The 17,347-nt window shown below is 65.3% G+C and carries 13 protein-coding genes; 7 read left to right on the plus strand and 6 right to left on the minus strand.

Features of this window, described 5'->3' with window-relative positions; genetic code table 11:
- Nucleotides 1-9 precede the first annotated feature (9 nt).
- The gene (locus tag JYP50_RS01380; RefSeq protein ID WP_206558658.1) at nucleotides 10-459 is read left to right on the plus strand and encodes a type IV pilin protein; all 450 of its coding nucleotides are present in this window, start codon (nucleotides 10-12) and stop codon (nucleotides 457-459) included.
- Nucleotides 460-468: 9 nt separating this feature from the next.
- Here the strand turns inward: JYP50_RS01380 and JYP50_RS01385 are convergent, their stop codons facing one another.
- Both JYP50_RS01385 and JYP50_RS01390 read right to left on the minus strand, forming a co-directional pair.
- Nucleotides 469-1,839 (minus strand): sigma-54-dependent transcriptional regulator, encoded by a 1,371-nt coding sequence (locus JYP50_RS01385; protein WP_206558659.1) that lies wholly within the window; start codon nucleotides 1,837-1,839, stop codon nucleotides 469-471.
- Between the two features lie 11 nt (nucleotides 1,840-1,850).
- Complete coding sequence (locus JYP50_RS01390; protein ID WP_241262688.1) at nucleotides 1,851-3,476, minus strand: sensor histidine kinase; 1,626 nt, start codon at nucleotides 3,474-3,476, stop codon at nucleotides 1,851-1,853.
- A gap of 250 nt (nucleotides 3,477-3,726) precedes the next feature.
- On the opposite strand from JYP50_RS01390, the gene JYP50_RS01395 reads away from it, so the two are divergent.
- Complete coding sequence (locus tag JYP50_RS01395; protein ID WP_206558660.1) at nucleotides 3,727-5,358, plus strand: NAD+ synthase; 1,632 nt, start codon at nucleotides 3,727-3,729, stop codon at nucleotides 5,356-5,358.
- 184 nt (nucleotides 5,359-5,542) lie between these two features.
- Here JYP50_RS01395 and JYP50_RS01400 read toward each other — a convergent pair whose 3' ends face one another.
- Nucleotides 5,543-6,421, minus strand: a complete 879-nt coding sequence (locus JYP50_RS01400) for an outer membrane protein assembly factor BamD (protein WP_241262689.1) — start codon at nucleotides 6,419-6,421, stop codon at nucleotides 5,543-5,545.
- A gap of 113 nt (nucleotides 6,422-6,534) precedes the next feature.
- Between JYP50_RS01400 and rluD the strand changes: the two genes are divergently transcribed.
- The 3 genes from rluD (at nucleotide 6,535) to clpB (ending at nucleotide 11,116) form a co-directional block, all read left to right on the plus strand.
- Nucleotides 6,535-7,515 carry a 23S rRNA pseudouridine(1911/1915/1917) synthase RluD gene (gene rluD / locus JYP50_RS01405; RefSeq protein ID WP_206558662.1) on the plus strand — a complete coding sequence of 327 codons (981 nt, stop codon included), beginning with the start codon at nucleotides 6,535-6,537 and terminating at the stop codon, nucleotides 7,513-7,515.
- Nucleotides 7,490-8,233 carry a peptidoglycan editing factor PgeF gene (gene pgeF, locus JYP50_RS01410; RefSeq protein WP_206558663.1) on the plus strand — a complete coding sequence of 248 codons (744 nt, stop codon included), beginning with the start codon at nucleotides 7,490-7,492 and terminating at the stop codon, nucleotides 8,231-8,233. The genes rluD and pgeF overlap by 26 nt, the downstream gene beginning before the upstream one ends.
- A 303-nt stretch (nucleotides 8,234-8,536) precedes the next feature.
- Nucleotides 8,537-11,116 carry an ATP-dependent chaperone ClpB gene (clpB, locus tag JYP50_RS01415; protein WP_206558664.1) on the plus strand — a complete coding sequence of 860 codons (2,580 nt, stop codon included), beginning with the start codon at nucleotides 8,537-8,539 and terminating at the stop codon, nucleotides 11,114-11,116.
- Nucleotides 11,117-11,193: 77 nt separating this feature from the next.
- Here the strand turns inward: clpB and JYP50_RS01420 are convergent, their stop codons facing one another.
- A complete protein-coding gene (locus JYP50_RS01420) occupies nucleotides 11,194-11,661 on the minus strand; it encodes a DUF4124 domain-containing protein (RefSeq protein ID WP_347136700.1) in 468 nt (155 codons plus the stop codon).
- Between the two features lie 615 nt (nucleotides 11,662-12,276).
- On the opposite strand from JYP50_RS01420, the gene JYP50_RS01425 reads away from it, so the two are divergent.
- Both JYP50_RS01425 and ilvN read left to right on the plus strand, forming a co-directional pair.
- Entirely contained in the window at nucleotides 12,277-14,022 is a 1,746-nt protein-coding gene (locus JYP50_RS01425) for an acetolactate synthase 3 large subunit (protein ID WP_206558665.1), read from the plus strand.
- Between the two features lies 1 nt (nucleotide 14,023).
- Nucleotides 14,024-14,518, plus strand: a complete 495-nt coding sequence (gene ilvN, locus JYP50_RS01430) for an acetolactate synthase small subunit (protein ID WP_206558666.1) — start codon at nucleotides 14,024-14,026, stop codon at nucleotides 14,516-14,518.
- Between the two features lie 120 nt (nucleotides 14,519-14,638).
- On the opposite strand, the gene JYP50_RS01435 is transcribed toward ilvN, so the two are convergent.
- Both JYP50_RS01435 and JYP50_RS01440 read right to left on the minus strand, forming a co-directional pair.
- A complete protein-coding gene (locus tag JYP50_RS01435) occupies nucleotides 14,639-16,105 on the minus strand; it encodes a RimK family protein (protein ID WP_206558667.1) in 1,467 nt (488 codons plus the stop codon).
- A 292-nt stretch (nucleotides 16,106-16,397) separates the two neighbouring features.
- Entirely contained in the window at nucleotides 16,398-17,321 is a 924-nt protein-coding gene (locus JYP50_RS01440; RefSeq protein WP_206558668.1) for a histone deacetylase family protein, read from the minus strand.
- Nucleotides 17,322-17,347: the final 26 nt, after the last annotated feature.

Genomic DNA, 17,347 nt, shown 5'->3' on the forward strand with positions numbered 1-17,347 from the left:
AGAGCCACTATGCAGCACAGTCAACGCGCCGGGCGCGGGTTCACCCTGATCGAAGTGATGATCGTGGTGGTGGTGGTCGGTGTGCTCCTGATGGTGGCCCTGCCGAGCTACCAGCAGCAGGTGCTGAAAACCAAGCGCAGCGTGGCCAAGTCGACCCTGGAGGCCCTGCGGGTCCGGCAGGAGCAGTTTTTTGTCAATAACCGCCGCTACGCCACCGATCTGACCACACTGGGTTACGCCACCTCGCCCTACGCCATCGACGAGGAGGGCGAGCCGGTGGCCGTGGGCAGCACGGCGCGTATTTACACCATTTCCATCACCGGCGCTTCGGCCACCGAGTTTACCCTGAAGGCGGATGCACAGCTGGGGCAGGCCAAGGACGGCAATTGCAAGACGCTGACCCTGAGCCACACCGGGAATCGCGGGGCCAGCCCCGGTAGCGCCGGTGACTGCTGGTAGCGGGCTGGCCTAGTCTTCCAGTTTGAGCTTTTGCAGCCGGTAGCGCAGGCTGCGGAAGCTGATGCCCAGCTGCTTGGCGGTGGCGGTCTTGTTCCAGCGGCACTGTTCCAGCGCCGCGCTGATGATCTGTCGCTCCACGTCCTCGAGGTAGCCCTCCAGATCGCCCATCGCGGCCTCGATATCGGGGGAAATCGCCGCGGGTCCGGAGCCGCCGGGCGCGCCGGTGCTGCCGCCCGCGAACTGCAGATCGTCGGCGGTGATGCGCGGGCCTTCGCTCAGTGCCCAGGCCCGTTCCAGGATGTTTTCCAGCTCCCGCACATTGCCGGGAAAGTGGTAGCGCCGCATGGCGTCCAGGGCCGAGGCGTCGAGTGCGGGCGGTTTGTCGCCCTCGGCGCCGACGCGGCGCAGTACCGCGTCGACCAGTGCCGGCAGGTCCTCCAGGCGATCGCGCAGGGGCGGCACCTGAACATCGATGACGTGAATGCGGTAGTACAGGTCGTTGCGGAAACGGCCGGCGGCCACCTCGGCGGCGAGATCCTTGTGTGTGGCGCTCAGCAGGCGCACGTCGGTGGGTTGTTCCGCGCTGCCGCCCACCGGACGTACGGCCTTTTCCTGAATGGCGCGCAGCAGCTTGACCTGCATCGCCAGGGGCAGGTCGGCCACCTCGTCGAGGAACAGAGTCCCGCCCTGGGCGGCCTGGAACAAGCCCGGCTTGTCCTGGATGGCGCCGGTAAAGCTCCCTTTTACATGGCCGAACAGCTCGCTCTCCATCAATTCGTGGGGGATGGCGCCGCAGTTGACGGCGACGAAGGACGCGTTGGCGCGCGGACCGTGGTTGTGGATCAGGCGGGCCACGACTTCCTTGCCGCTGCCGGATTCGCCCTGGATATGTACCGGGGCCTGGCTGCGGGCCAGTTTGAGTGCCTGCTGCCTGAGGGTGGCAATGGCCGGGCTGTCGCCTATCAGGCTGGGGCCCCGCGCGGGGTCCTGGGGTGTGGCGCGTGCCTCCCCGGCGTCGCTGAGCTTGAGCGCGGAACTCACCAGGCTGCGCAGGCGCTCCAGTTCGATGGGTTTGCTGATGAAGTCGAAGGCACCCGCCTTGAGGGCCGAGATTGCCGTCTCCACGCTGCCGTGGGCGGTGATCATTGCCACCGGCACCTCGGGGAAATCCCGTTGGATGTATTCCACCAGGCTGATGCCGTTGCCATCGGGCAGACGCATGTCCGTCAGGCAGAGGTCTGGGTGTTCCTCGCGCATGCGTCGCTCGGCTTCACCCAGGCTGGCGGCGCTGCAGGTGTTGAGCCCCATGCGGCTGAGGGTGATGTCCAGCAGCTCTCGGATGTCGGGTTCGTCGTCGACGATCAATACGGTCTGGGTCATATGCGGCTAGTCTAAAGTGCGCGCTTGTTCAGCGCCAGGCGGAAGCAGCTCTCGCCCTTGTTCGTGGGGGCGTAACGCAGGGAGGCGTTGTTGATCTCGCAAAGCTCCTGGCACAGGTACAGCCCCATCCCGCTGCCGGATTCCACGGTGGTGTAAAAGGGCTCGAACAGCTTGTTCTGGTCCTGGGGCGGTACCCCGGCGCCGTAGTCGATGACATCGATCAGGCACTGGCTGGACTGGAAGTCCAGCGCCACCTCGATGCGCGCTCGCTCGTGACCGGTTGCCAGCTTGCTGTGGCGCAGGGCGTTGTCGAGCAGGTTGCCAAGCACCCGGCGCAGGTTTTCCGGGTCGAACTCCACCAGCAGGTCGCGGTAGCTGCAGTCCACGGTGATGTCGGCGGGGCGGTTGAGGGTGTCGAGGTAATCGCCGACAAACTTCGCCAACCACTCGGCCAATAGCAGGTACTCCGGTTTCGGGGGTTCGCGGCGGGAGATCTGCATCACGCTCTCGACGATCTGGTTCACCCGCGCGCTGTGTTCCTGGATGATCTCCGCCAGGCGGCGGTCCGGGGCTTGCAGGTCGGGGGATTCCTGCAGCAGTTGCGCGGCGTGGCTGATGGCTCCCAGGGGGTTGCGAATTTCGTGGGCGATACTGGCGGTGAGCCGGCCCAGGGATGTGAGCTTAAGGGCCTGGGCGTACTGGGTAACGGGGGTGTAGTCCTCCACGAACACCAGCGCCTCGCCCTGGCTGCCGGGTTGCAGTTCGCGGAAGTTGGCGATCACCGGGGGCGCGCCCTCCTGCACGGAAAAGGGCTGTGCCCGGTGCAGGCCGCTGTCGCGCCAGTGTTCGTACTGGTACGCCAGTTCCTCGCTGTATTCCGCCAGTTGCCGCCCCTGTTCCACGGTGAGGGGGCGTTCCGGCGCCAGCAGTCCGGTGGCGGCCTTGTTCATCACCCGTACCCGACCCTCGCTGGATACCAGCAGGATGCCGGTCTGCATATGCTGCACAATCTGCTCGTTGAGGCGTTGCAGGTTGTACAGGTCGCTGGCCCGGGTCCGCGCCAGCTCCTCGGCGCGTCCCAGGCGGTTGGCGATGGCCTGTACCATCAGCGACACGCCGAACAGCAGCAGGCCGAGCAGGCCCGCGGGGAACAAGGCATTGATGGCGAGCTTGTGGACCACCACCAGGCGCGCGGTGTCCAGCAGGATGGCCAGTACGCTCAACGCCGCCACCAGGGTCGCCAGGGTTCGGTTGGTTATCATCACCGCGCTGGCCGCGACCGTGATCACCAGTAGAATGGGCAGGCCGCTCACCATGCCGCCGCTGGCGTCGGCCAGCAGGGTGATGGCGGCGATATCCACCAGGAAAACCAGGAACAGGTAGCGGTGGTTCTGGTGCCAGTTGGCCGACAGAGAGCCCATCAGGACAACGCTGGTGGCGACATAGGCGATGGCCACGCCAATGTACAGCGGCGGGTTCAGCCCGCCCACCAGCTGCCGGGTATTGGGGCTGACCAGCATGATCAGCAACACCACCGACAGCAGTGAGCGGTAGGCCACGTAGATGCGGAACAGGGTGGTGTTCTGCTTGCTGCTACTGGTGGTGACGGGGTTGGTCAGTATCGAAGGCCGGTTCAAAGTCGCCCTGCTGTCGTTGTATGCCACCCGGGCCCTGCCCGGGCCGGTTCGCGGTAGGGCACAGTGTAACGTAAGCCGGGAGCAGGGTCCCCACGGCCCGTCGGGTCGCCACCTGCGGCCCGTTGATGTCTTGTCCGGAACTCTCCAGTCCGGGACTCTCCAGTCCGGGACTCTCCAGTCCGGGACTGGCCATGGTGGACGCTTTCCCGGAGAATACGGGGCCCGGCGGTTTGAGCAGATTTTAACCTAGATGACGACCCTGAATATTCTCATGGCCCAGATGAACACCCTGGTGGGTGGCTTCGAGGGCAATACCCAAAAGGTGATCGAAACCATCCAGCGCGCCGAGGCCGAGCACGCCGCGCCGGTGGTGGTGTTCCCCGAGCTGACCCTCAGCGGCTATCCGCCGGAAGACCTGCTGTTGCGGCCCAGCATCGAAATCCGTGTTGCCAAGGCCCTGGACCAGGTCCGCGCGGCCATGACCGGTGGCGCGTGGGTGATCCTGGGTTATCCCCGGCGCATCGGCACCGCCCTGTACAACGTGGCCGGCGTGCTGCACCGCGGCCAGGTGGTGGCGGAATACCGCAAGCAGAGCCTGCCCAACTACCAGGTGTTCGACGAGAAACGTTATTTCGAGGCGGGCGATGAGCCCTGCGTGGTGGACATTGACGGCGTGCGCGTGGGCCTTACCGTGTGCGAGGATATCTGGGAGCCCGGTCCCGCCCGACAGGCCGCCCGCGCCGGTGCCGAACTGTTGCTGAACATCAATTCCTCGCCCTATCACCGGGGCAAGCGGGGCGAGCGCTGGCGCCTGGTCGGCGAGCGCGCCCGCGCCGCGGGCATTCCCATCGTCTACGTCAACCAGGTGGGTGGCCAGGACGAGCTGGTGTTCGACGGCGGGTCCTTCGCGGTTTCCGCGCGCGGCGACGTGTGCGGCGCGGCGCCCAATTTCGAGGAGGGGGAATACTGGCTGCAGGCGCGGCGTGGCGACACCGGTATCGAGCTTGAAGGCCTGGCGGCGGCCCCCCCCATGGACGAGCTGGAAGCCACCTGGCAGGCCCTGGTGCTGGGCGTGCGCGACTACGTCAACAAGAACCGCTTCCGCGGCGTGGTGCTGGGGTTGTCCGGCGGGGTCGACTCCGCGCTGACCCTGGCGGTGGCGGTGGAAGCGCTGGGGCCGGACCGGGTGGAAGCGGTGATGATGCCCTTCCGCTACACCGCCCAGATGAGCGTGGAAGACGCCGCCGAGCAATCCGCGACCCTGGGCGTCAAGCACAAGGTGATCTCGATCGAGCCCATGTACGAGGCCTTCATGACGGGCTTGCGGGAGGAGTTCGTCGGGCTGGAGGCGGATACCACCGAGGAAAACCTGCAGGCTCGCTGTCGCGGCGTGCTGTTGATGTCGATTTCCAACAAAAAGGGCCTGCTGGTGCTGACCACGGGCAACAAGAGCGAGCTGGCGGTGGGTTACTCCACCCTGTACGGCGACATGGCCGGCGGTTTCGATGTGCTCAAGGATGTGCCCAAGACCCTGGTCTACGAGCTGTGTCGCTATCGCAACCGTCTCGGTCCCTGCATCCCGGAACGGGTGATCGAACGCCCGCCCTCGGCGGAGCTGCGTCCCGACCAGCAGGACCAGGACAGCCTGCCGCCCTATGACGTGCTCGACCGCATTCTCGAATTGTATGTGGAACAAGATTGCAGCGCGTCCGCGATTATCGCATCGGGGATGGATCCGGACGACGTGCACCGGGTATTGCGCCTGGTGGACCTGAACGAGTACAAGCGGCGCCAGGCGCCCATCGGCGTGCGTATCACCCAGCGTGGCTTCGGTCGCGACCGGCGCTATCCGATTACCTCGGGGTGGACCCTGGGGGACTAGGGTTCGGCGGGTTGTGGCCGAATGAATTCGGCCCTACGCGGTGAGATGCCCTAGCTTGGGTTTGGCCGAATGAATTCGGCCCTACAAGGTCTGGTGCCTGGTCTGGGTTTGGCCGAATGATTCCGGCCCCGCAGGGTGTGGTGCTTGCCCCCCTGTAGGGCCGAATTCATTCGGCCGATGTGCCTTATTCGAAGGTTTCCCGGTTGTCGAACTGGGGCGGCTCCGGCGGATCGAACAGGCCGAAAGTCGCCTTGTTGACCCAGGAGCGCTGCACGCCGTCCAGGGTGTAGACGCTGTCGAAGTTGCCGTCCTTGTCCAGGGAGGGGTGTTCCGGGTAGTTCAGCGCCAGCACGTCGATGGCGTCCTCCGCCAGGTCGTTCATACCCAGCAGAATATAGCCCTGGGCCATTACCGCCAGGCCGTCGGCCACCGCCGGGGTGCGCTGGAAATGCTCCACCACATAGCGGCCGCGGTTGGCGGCGGCCAGGTAGGCGCCGCGGCGGAAGTAGTAGTTGGCCACGTTGATCTCGTGGCGCGCCAGCAGGTTGCGCAGGTGGACCATGCGCGCCTTGGCGTCGGCGGCGTAGGGGCTATCGGGATAGCGGGACACCAGCTGGGCGAATTCAGCGAAGGCCTCCCTGGCGTGGCTGGTGTCGCGCTTGGTGTCGTCGGTGGGCAAGAAGCGCGAGAACAGGTCCTGGCTGCCGGAGTAGGCCGCCAGGCCCTTCATGTAGTAGGCGTAGTCCACGTTGGGATGCTGGGGGTGCAGGCGGATAAAGCGGTCCGCCGCTTCCACCGCCGCCTCGTGCTCGTAGGCGCCGTAGTGGGCGTAGATCAGCTCCAGCTGGGCCTGCTCGGCGTACTTGCCGAAGGGGTAGCGCGATTCCAGCAACTGCAGGCTGCGCACCGCGAGGTCGTAGTTGCTGTTATTGAGGTAGCGCTGGGCCTCCCGGTACATTTGCTGCTCGCCGGCATCGGCGGCGATGTCGGGGCTGTCGTTGCCGGAGCAGGCGACGAGGCCGCCCAGTAGCAGGAGTGTTGCGACGATTCTGAGTGATTTCAACAAGTTGGCGACCGCTGGCGTGATAGACTGTATTCGGGATTGTGGGAGCGTATTTAACCACAGTGGCGCGGGGGCATAAACAGCTCCCGCCAGTTGCATTTCAAGGGAGCACAATGGCGGAAACGGTCAGCGAACAGGCAGTGATCACCCCGGAACTGAACGGCGAGCGCCTGGACGCGGCCGCGGCGCGCCTGTTCCCGGCCTATTCCCGCTCGCGGCTGCAGGCCTGGATCAAGAGCGGCGCCCTGCGCCTGGACGGCGAGAGCTGCCGTCCCCGGGACAAGGTGCGCGCCGGGGCGACGCTGGCGCTGGAGGCGGAGCTGGAGGCGGAGGTCACGTGGCAGCCGGAGGCCATCGCCCTGGATATCGTCTACGAGGACGACAGTATCCTGGTGTTGAACAAGCCCGCGGGCCTGGTGGTGCACCCCGCGGCGGGGCACGCCGACGGCACCCTGGTCAACGCGCTGCTCAATCACGTCCCGGCGATGGAAAACCTGCCCCGGGGCGGCATCGTGCACCGCCTCGACAAGGAAACCTCCGGCCTGATGGTCGCCGCCAAATCCCTGCCGGCGCACCACAGCCTGGTGGCCCAACTCCAGGCTCGCAGCGTCAAGCGCCAGTATTGCGCGATTTGCGTGGGTGCCATGACCGGCGGCGGCACTATCGATGAGCCCATCGGGCGCCACCCGCGCCAGCGCAAGAAGATGGCGGTGGTGGCGGTGGGGGGCAAGCCCGCGGTGACCCACTACCGCATCGCGCAGCGCTTTGGCCACCACACCCGGGTGGCGGTCAACCTGGAGACCGGTCGCACCCACCAGATTCGGGTGCATATGGCCCACCGCAAATACCCGCTGGTGGGCGATCCGGTGTACGGTGGCCGGCCGCGCATTCCCAAGGGCGCCTCAAGCGACCTGATCGAGGCCCTGCGCGGTTTTCCCCGCCAGGCCCTGCACGCCGAGGCGCTGGGATTGGTGCATCCGTTGACCGGCGAGGCGATGCAGTTCGAGTGCCCGCTGCCGGCGGATATCGCGGCCCTGTTGGCGGTGCTCGCCAGCGAGGATCCGGTGGATGCCGGTGCCGCCAGCCCTTATTGAGGCCGACTGGCCCGCTCCCCCCGGGGTGCGGGCCTTTTGCACCACCCGCCGGGGCGGTTGCGGCGCACCGCCCTTCGACAGCTTCAATCTCGGTCACCATGTGGGCGATCCGGCCTGTGCACAGAACCGTCGCTGTTTGCAGGCGCTGCTGCCTGGTGGCGCCCGGCTGCAATGGTTGCAGCAGGTCCACGGCACCGCGGTGGTGGAAGTCCCGTCGAGGGTTTTCACACCCGAGGCCGATGCCAGCTGGACTCGCACCCGCGGCGCGGCCTGCGCGGTACTGACCGCGGACTGCCTGCCGGTGCTATTTTGCGACCGCGGCGGCACCCGGGTCGCCGCGGCCCACGCCGGCTGGCGCGGCCTGGCGGCGGGGGTGCTGGAGGCGACGGTGTCAGCGATCGGCGTGGCGCCCGCCGAATTACTGGCCTGGCTGGGGCCGGCGATCGGCCCGCGGGCCTTCGAAGTGGGACCGGAGGTGCGCGCGGCCTTTTGCGCGGGCGCCGATGACGCCGAGGCCGCCTGTTTCGAGCCCTCGGGTCGGCCAGGGCACTACTTTGCCGACCTCTACGCCCTGGCCCGCCTGCGCCTGGCGCGCGCTGGACTGACCGCGGTCCACGGCGGTGGACATTGCACCTTCAGCGACGCCGAGCACTTTTTCTCCTACCGCCGGGACGGCAATACCGGCCGCATGGCCTCCATCGTCACGCTCGCCCCCTGACTACCGCCGCGCAACGCGGCATCTCGGGGTATTTCACGCCCGTTTACGGCCGAATTTGACGCCCTGTGTAGGGTCGAATTCATTCGACCAAAAGCGGCGGAATGAATGACCCGAAAAGAGGGGCCCGCTGTCCGCCCTACAGGGTGGTTCCTCCCGGCCTCTGTAGGGTCGAATTTATTCGACCAAATACGCCCCTGGAGCTATAACCCCACTTGAAACAGGGCCATTCCTCCCCCATATCTGCAGGCAGAGTTCAAACAACCGCTCCCGCCGCAAGCCGGAGGTTGAAGGAGAATCACACGCATGAGAATGGACAAACTGACCAACCAGCTGCAGGGCGCGCTGGCCGACGCCCAATCATTGGCCCTGGGCAAGGATCACAACTTTATCGAGCCGGTACACCTGCTGGCGGCCCTGCTGCAGCAACAGGGCGGCTCGACCCGCCCGCTGCTGCAGCAGGCCGGGGGAGACCTGGTGGGCCTGGCCAACAAGGTCAAGGCCGCGCTGGACGCCCTGCCCACGGTGAGCGGCGGCAACGCCGGGGACGTGCACCTGTCCAACGACCTGGGGCGCATCCTCAACGTGGCCGACAAGCTGGCCCAGCAAAACGGCGACGCCTACATCTCCAGCGAGGTGGTATTGCTGGGCATGCTGGAAACCAAGTCCCAGGCCGGCGAGTTGCTCAAGGCCCACGGGGTCACCCAGGAATCGCTGAAGGCCGCCATCGACCAGGTGCGCGGCGGCGAGGCGGTGAACAATCCCGAGGCCGAGGAATCCCGCCAGGCCCTGCAAAAATACACCATCGACCTGACCGAGCGCGCCGAGCAGGGCAAGCTCGACCCGGTGATTGGCCGCGACGACGAGATCCGCCGCACCATCCAGGTGCTGCAGCGCCGCACCAAGAACAACCCGGTACTGATCGGCGAGCCCGGCGTGGGCAAGACCGCGATTATCGAGGGCCTGGCCCAACGGGTGGTGAACGGCGAGGTGCCCGAGGGCCTGAAGGACAAGCGCATCCTGTCCCTGGACCTGGGCGCGCTGCTGGCCGGTGCCAAGTTCCGCGGCGATTTCGAGGAGCGCCTGAAGGCGGTTCTCAACGAGCTCTCCAAGCAGGAGGGCCGCATTATCCTGTTCATCGACGAGCTGCACACCATGGTCGGCGCCGGCAAGGCCGAGGGCTCCATGGACGCGGGCAATATGCTCAAGCCCGCCCTGGCCCGCGGCGAGCTGCACTGCGTGGGCGCCACCACCCTGGACGAGTACCGCCAGCACCTGGAGAAGGACGCGGCCCTGGAGCGCCGTTTCCAGAAGGTATTGGTTGACGAGCCCAATGAAGAGGACACCATCGCCATTCTGCGCGGCCTGAAGGAGCGCTACGAGGTGCACCACGGGGTGGATATCACCGACAGCGCCATTATCGCCGCGGCCAAGTTGTCCCAGCGCTATATCACCGACCGCCAGTTGCCGGACAAGGCCATCGACCTGGTGGACGAGGCCGCCAGCCGTATCCGCATGGAAATCGATTCCAAGCCGGAATCCATGGACCGCCTGGAGCGGCGCCTGATCCAGCTCAAGATCGAGCGCGAGGCGGTGAAGAAGGACAAGGACCCGGCCTCCCAGAAGCAGCTGGACCAGCTCAACGAGGAGATCGACAAGGTCGAGCGCGAGTACTCCGACCTGGAGGAAGTGTGGAAGGCCGAGAAGGCCACCCTGCAGGGCGCCGCCCACATCAAGGGCGAGCTGGAGCAGGTGAAGCTGGACATGGAGGCGGCGCGCCGGGCCGGCGATTTGACCCGCATGTCGGAACTGCAGTACGGCCGTATTCCCGAGCTGGAGAAGCAGCTGGCCGCCGCCCATGAGGCGGAGACCACGGAGCGCACCCTGCTGCGCAACAAGGTCACCGACGAGGAAGTGGCGGAGGTCGTGTCCCGCTGGACCGGTATCCCGGTGGCCAAGATGCTGGAGGGCGACCGCGAGAAACTGCTGCGCATGGAAGAGTCCCTGCACCACCGGGTGGTGGGCCAGGACGAGGCGGTGACCGCGGTGTCCAACGCCGTGCGTCGCTCGCGCTCCGGTTTGGCCGATCCCAACCGTCCCAACGGCTCCTTCCTGTTCCTGGGCCCCACCGGGGTGGGCAAGACCGAGCTGTGCAAGGCCCTGGCGGAGTTCCTGTTCGACTCCGAGCAGGCCATGGTGCGGGTCGACATGTCCGAGTTCATGGAGAAGCACTCCGTGGCGCGGTTGATCGGCGCGCCCCCCGGTTACGTGGGCTACGAGGAGGGCGGCTACCTGACCGAGAAGGTGCGCCGTCGCCCCTATTCGCTGTTGCTGCTGGACGAGGTGGAAAAAGCCCACCCGGACGTATTCAACATCCTGCTGCAGGTATTGGAGGACGGGCGCCTGACCGACGGCCAGGGCCGCACGGTGGACTTCCGCAACACGGTGGTGGTGATGACCTCCAACCTCGGCTCCGACCTGATCCAGGAAATGGCCGGCGAGGACAACTACGCCGCCATGAAGTCGGCGGTGATGGGGGTGGTCGGCAAGCACTTCCGGCCGGAGTTCATCAACCGTATCGACGAGACGGTGGTGTTTCACCCCCTGGCGCAGTCGCAGATCCGCGGTATCGCCGATATCCAGCTGGCGGCCCTGCGCAAGCGGTTGCAGGAGCGGGAGCTGGGTCTGGAGATCTCGGAGGCCTTTATGGAGCATCTCTGCGCCGCGGGCTTCGATCCGGTCTACGGTGCGCGGCCGCTGAAGCGGGCCATCCAGCAGGAGCTGGAAAACCCGCTGGCCCAGCGCATCCTGGCGGGGGATTTCGAGGCCGGGCAGACCATAGCTGTCGATATGGAGGGCGAATCGGCGGTGTTCAGTCACCGTTGAACGCGTTCCGATAGCCACCTATAAAAATGGCCCCGAAAGGGGCCATTTTTATATCAGTTGAGGTTGTCCTTCGCGTGTCAGGGGCAGTGTACGTCGATCATTTGCTCGGCCTTGGCAACCTCAGCCGCTTTTTGTTCGTCGCTCAGGAACACCAGTTCGCCATTTTCATCGCGCAGCCTGACGCGGGCGGCGGAATTCAGTGTACTGAGGTTTGAACGCGCCAGCTCGCACAGCTCGGGGTTTTTCTCGAACTGCTCTTCCTTCGCCTTGGTATCCACTTGCTCGAATTCATTGCCCACCCGCGGTTTTACTTCCGGCGGCACGGCTCCCTCATCGGGTGTCACCACGCGCTTGAGGCTGCTGCCGGCGGAGATTACCTCGTAGGGGGTGCCCGCGGGGGGAGGCCGGTCGCTGTGCACGGGATTGCCGCGGTCGTCGAGCCAGCGGTAATAGCTTTTATCGGCACTGGCGCCCGGACTGGTACAGGCCAGCAACAATGACAACGCCAGCAACAGCGGAGCGTGGTAACCCTTGGCAATGTGCACGCGCCCTTCCCCTTGTGTGCGGTATATCGTGCTAAAAGTAACCCAGAAGCTCACAGGGGTGCAATGCGCGAACCGCAGGCATATTTGGCCGTATTCCGCTGCGTGGCGGTTGACTTCCGCGGCGCGGCGGCGAACAATAGCCCGGTCTTACAGGTGGCAACGGCTAACGTTGAGTACCCTCAACCCCTGGCCCACTGCCGCGATGCGATGATTCGCGCCAGCTGCCTGTGAGTCCCGTAACCAGCCAGAGCCGCATGGGCCGGGCTGGGGGCCAGATACTGCGCTACCCCGCAGGGCGACCGATACACGGGTTCGTGATCGCTTTCCCCTTCCTCGCCAGCCATGGCGAGCGTGGAAAGAGCCTTTGAGGATAGCCTCTCCGTGCGCTCTTTCCGCTTTCCGCAGAAAGACCCTGGAGGGCTTCCGGCAATGCCGGGGGACGAAGGTTTCGTAGAAGGTCTCGTATCTTCTCGCACTGTATCTCGCCCGTACCGGGAGTGGCGTCGCCCTGCGGTGTACCGGGCCAGGTATTTCACAGTGCTTCTCCACACAGACGATCGGAACTGCCGCCGGCGAGGGTAACGCGTCGGGGCGTTTTGCAATCAGGAGATAATCGTGGAGATGTTATCCGGCGGTGAAATGATCGCCCGCGCCCTGGAAGACGAGGGAGTCGAGTATATCTTCGGCTACCCGGGCGGCGCGGTGCTGCATATATACGACGCTTTGTTCAAGACGAGCAAGATTCCCCATGTGCTGGTGCGGCACGAGCAGGCGGCGACCCACGCCGCCGACGGCTACGCCCGCGCCACCGGCAAGCCCGGTGTGGTGCTGGTGACGTCCGGCCCCGGCGCCACCAACGCGGTCACCGGTATCGCTACCGCCTACATGGACTCCATTCCCATGGTGGTGCTGTCGGGCCAGGTGGCCAGCCACCTGATCGGCGAGGACGCCTTCCAGGAGACCGACATGGTGGGCATCTCCCGGCCCATCGTGAAACACAGCTTCATGGTGCGCGAGCCGGAGGAGATCCCGGCCACCATCAAGAAGGCCTTCCATATCGCCGCCAGCGGCCGTCCCGGGCCGGTGGTGATCGACATTCCCAAGGACGCCACGCGCCCGGATGCCAAGTTCGAGTACCACTACCCGGACGCGGTGAAAATCCGCTCCTACGCCCCCGCCCAGCGCGGCCACACCGGGCAGATCAAGAAAGCGGCGCGCCTGCTGCTGTCCGCCAAACGGCCGGTGATCTATGCCGGCGGCGGCGTGGTGCAGGGCGAGGCCAGCGGCCTGCTCACCGAGTTGGCGCGCGAGCTCAATTACCCGGTGACCAATACCCTGATGGGTCTCGGCGCCTACCCGGGCACCGACCGCCAGTTCCTGGGCATGCTGGGCATGCACGGTCTGTACGAGGCCAACATGGCCATGCACCACTCGGACGTGATCCTGGCGGTGGGCGCGCGCTTCGACGACCGCGTCACCAACACGGTGTCCAAGTTCTGCCCCGGGGCCAAGATTATTCATATCGATATCGATCCCACGTCCATCTCCAAGACCGTCAACGCGGACATTCCCATCGTGGGCCCGGTGCAGTCGGTGCTCGCTGACCTCACCGAGCAGGTCCGTCAGCTGCGGAAGAAAGACACGGAACTGCCCGATCCCGGCGCCCTGGCGCGTTGGTGGCAACAGATCGACGAGTGGCGCGGGGACCACGGCCTGTGGACCGGCCGCCGCTATGGCGAGAGCGACCGGATCATGCCCCAGCAGGTGATCGAGAGCCTGTACCGGGTGACCGGCGGTGACGCCTACATTACCTCCGACGTGGGTCAGCACCAGATGTTCGCGGCCCAGTACTACCGCTTCGACCAGCCCCGGCGCTGGATCAATTCCGGGGGGCTGGGCACCATGGGCTTCGGCCTGCCGGCGGCCATGGGCGCCAAGTTGGCCTTCCCGGACAAGGAGGTGGCCTGTGTCACCGGCGAGGGCAGTATCCAGATGAATATCCAGGAGCTGTCCACCTGCACCCAGTACAAGCTGCCGGTGAAGATCATCAACCTGCGCAACAACTACCTGGGCATGGTCAAGCAGTGGCAGGACATGCAGTACGAGGGCCGTTACGCCATGAGTACCTACGAGGACTCGCTGCCGGATTTCACCCGGCTGATGGAGGCCTACGGCCACGTGGGCATGCAGGTCACGGATCTGGCCGATCTGGACACGAAAATGGAAGAGGCCTTCGCGATGAAGGACAAGCTGGTGTTCCTCGATGTCTTCATCGACCCGATGGAGCACGTGTACCCGATGCACGTGGCGCCCAACGGCGCGATGAAGGACATGTGGCTGAGCAAGAACGAGAGGACCTGAGATGCGACGTATCATATCGATCCTGATGGAAAACGAGCCCGGGGCCCTGTCCAGGGTGGTCGGCCTGTTCTCCCAGCGCGGCTACAACATCGAGACCCTGAACGTGGCGCCCACCGACGACGCCACCCTGTCGCGGCTGACCCTGACCACGGTGGGGGATGACCGCATCATCGAGCAGATCACCAAGCAGCTGAACAAGCTGGTGGATGTGGTCAAGGTAGTGGATTTGACCGAGGGCGCCCATATCGAGCGCGACATGATGTTGATCAAGGTGCGCGCCAACGGCGGCGCCCAGCGCGACGAGGTCAAGCGCACCACCGACATCTTCCGCGGCCAGATCGTGGATGTGGGCCCCAACGTCTACACCATCCAGCTCACCGGCACCGGCGAGAAACTGGATTCCTTCGTGGCCGCCATGGCCGAGGCGGAGATCCTGGAGGTGGTGCGCTCCGGCATCGCCGGCATCTCCCGCGGCGAGAAGGTCCTGCGGTTGTAGAGTCTACAACAGGCCCGCTGTCCGCCCCACACGGATAGGAAGTGCCCCCTCCCTGTAGGGTCGAATTCATTCGACCAAATACCCGCAATGGCCGGATGAATCCGGCCCTACAGGGGGCAGTCAATGCCCCCGCTTTGCTTCCATCCGTTTTAGCAGGGTGGACATAATCATCCGGTACAGCTCCGTTCCCAGGTAGCGATCCTCGACGCCGCTGTCGATGCTGGGATTGTCGTTGACCTCGATCACGAAGCCCTTGCCCTGGCTCTCCTTGACGTCCACGCCGTAAAAGCCGTCGCCGATCGGCCGGGTGGCGCGCACCGCGGCTTCCAGCACCGCCGGGGGCACCTCGAATGTGGGCAGGGTATCGAATCCGCCGGAATCGGTCTTCTGACCGTGGCGGTAGATCTGCCAGTGGTCTTTCACCATGTAATAGCGGCAGGCGTAGAGCGGTTTGCGATCGAGAATGCCGATGCGCCAGTCGAAATCGGTGTACAGGAACTCCTGGGCCAGCAGCAGGGTGGAGTGCTGGAACAGGCGCTTGCAGATCGTCTTTAGCTCGCCGGGATCGGCGGCCTTTTCCACACCCTTGGAGAAGGCCCCGTCGGGGATCTTGACCACGATCGGGTAACCCAGCTTTTCGCCGAGTTCATCCAGCTGTCCCGGCTGGTCCTTGTACAGCACCACGGTCTTTGGCGAGGGCACTTTGTGGGTGCGGAACAGGTCCGCGAGGTAGATCTTGTTGGTGCAGCGCAGGATGGAGTTGCTGTCGTCGATGACCACCAGGCCCTCGCTCTCGGCCTTCTTGGCGAAGCGGTAGGTGTAGTGATCGATATTGGTGGTGGCGCGGATGAACAGGCCATCGTACTCCGGCAGGCGCAGGTAGTCTCGCTGGGTGATCAGCTCCACGTCCACACCCAGTTCCCGGCCCGCCTTGACGAAGTGCTTCAGGGCCTTCGCATCCGAGGGCGGCAGCGCCTCCGCCGGGTCGACCAGCACGGCCAGGTCATAGCGGGCGGATTTTTGTTCCCGCTGCCGGCGCCACACCTTGCGGCTGAACTCGTCCAGCGCCTCGGCAAAGCTGCTCTCCTCGGCGTCGCCGAGTCCTTTCGGCGAGCGCGGGCGCAGGCTGGCGATTTCCCACTGTTTGCGGTAGCGCAGGGTGATCTCCAGGATCGGGCAGGGGAAGACCTCAAACAGTTTTTGCGCCAGCTCGTCGTAGCGCGGGTCGCCGGTGTGGCCAAAAAAGCTCAACAGGGGAATGTCGCGCGAGGTGTCGGCGTCCTTCAGCGCCTTGTACACCCGCTGGCTGAAGTCATCCAGGTGGATGCGGTACAGCGAGCGTTTGCTGAGGTCGTTGAGGGTGCGCACCGAGGGGATGACCCGGTGCCCCCGGGCCTCCGCCAACAGGGAGCAGTAGTAACCCTGGGACAGGTAACCGAAACTGCGACTCAGGTTGATGACCCGGGTGCGCGCCGCCCCGGAAGGGTAGTGGCCGCCCAGGTAGTCGGCGAAGGTGATGACCTGTTCGCTGGGGTAGTAGGGCGCCCAGTCGGCGCGGTTGTCGATGACGATCAGGGTTTGCGACATGTCGCGGTGTCCGCCGTGACTCAAAGGGGCGAGTATTCGCCACCCGGGCGTGGCGCGTCAATTGGCGCCCGTGCCTTAGCCCATGAATTAATACCAAAGATCCGAAAAAGAAAAATAGGTATCCGTCCCGAAAGGTACTTGCTCAACCGTTGTAGGGCCGAATTTATTCGGCCATTGATGCCGTGAGCGCCTTTATTGGTCGAATGAATTCGACCCTACAGAGGGCAAAATACCCTGTTTTTCACCTAAGTAAGCGCCATTCGTATCCGTCCCCCATTTTTTATGTCCCCGTTTAGGTGGCGCCGAGGAAGGCTTTCAGGTGGGCCTCCACGCTGCGGGCCAGGGCGTGCAGTTCATAGCCGCCCTCCAGGCAGGACACCACCCGGCCCGCGGCGGAGGTCTCGGCCTGCTCGCAGATGCGCCGGGTGATCCAGTGGTAGTCGGTGTCCACCAGGTTCAGGCCCGCCATGTCATCCGCCTGGTGGGCGTCGAAGCCCGCCGATACCAGTATCAGCTGCGGCGCGAAGTCAGCCAGCGGCCCCAGCCAGTGGTCTTCCACCGCGCGGCGGAAGCCCTCGCTCCCGGTGCCCGCGGGGAGCGGGGTATTGATGACATTGCCCGCCCGGCAGGTGTCGCCGGTATGGGGGTAGAAGGGGTGCTGGAAGGTGGAGCAGAACAGGATGCGTTCGTCGCCCTGCACGATGTGCTCGGTGCCGTTGCCGTGGTGGACGTCGAAATCCAGGATCGCGACGCGTTCCAGGCCGTAGTGTCCCAGCGCGTGATAGGCGCCCACCACGACATTGTTGAACAGGCAGAAGCCCATCGCCCGGTCGCGCTCGGCGTGGTGTCCCGGGGGGCGCACGGCGCAGAATGCCCGGTCGACCTCGCCCGACATGACCAGGTCCACCCCCAGCTGCGCCGCGCCGGCGGCGCGCAGGGCAGCGGGCAGGCTGTGTGGGTTCATGCTCGTGTCGGGGTCCAGCGGGTGGTAGCCGCTGGTTGGCGCGGCGGCGAACAGGGACTGTACGTAGGCCGGGTCGTGAACCTGCTCCAGCAGGGAGCGGCTGACTTGTGGAGCTTCGTGGTGCCGCAGCACCGCGTCCAGGCCGCAGGCAATCAGGCGGTCGGCGATGGCGTTCAGCCGCGCGGGCTGCTCGGGGTGGGGGCCCATTTCGTGCAGCAGGCATTCCGGATGGCTGATATAGGCGATGGTCATGGTCGCAATTCCCGTGGCGGCCGTCG

It is taken from the genome of Parahaliea mediterranea (genome assembly GCF_017255185.1).
In the GTDB taxonomy this organism is placed as follows: domain Bacteria; phylum Pseudomonadota; class Gammaproteobacteria; order Pseudomonadales; family Halieaceae; genus JAFKCZ01.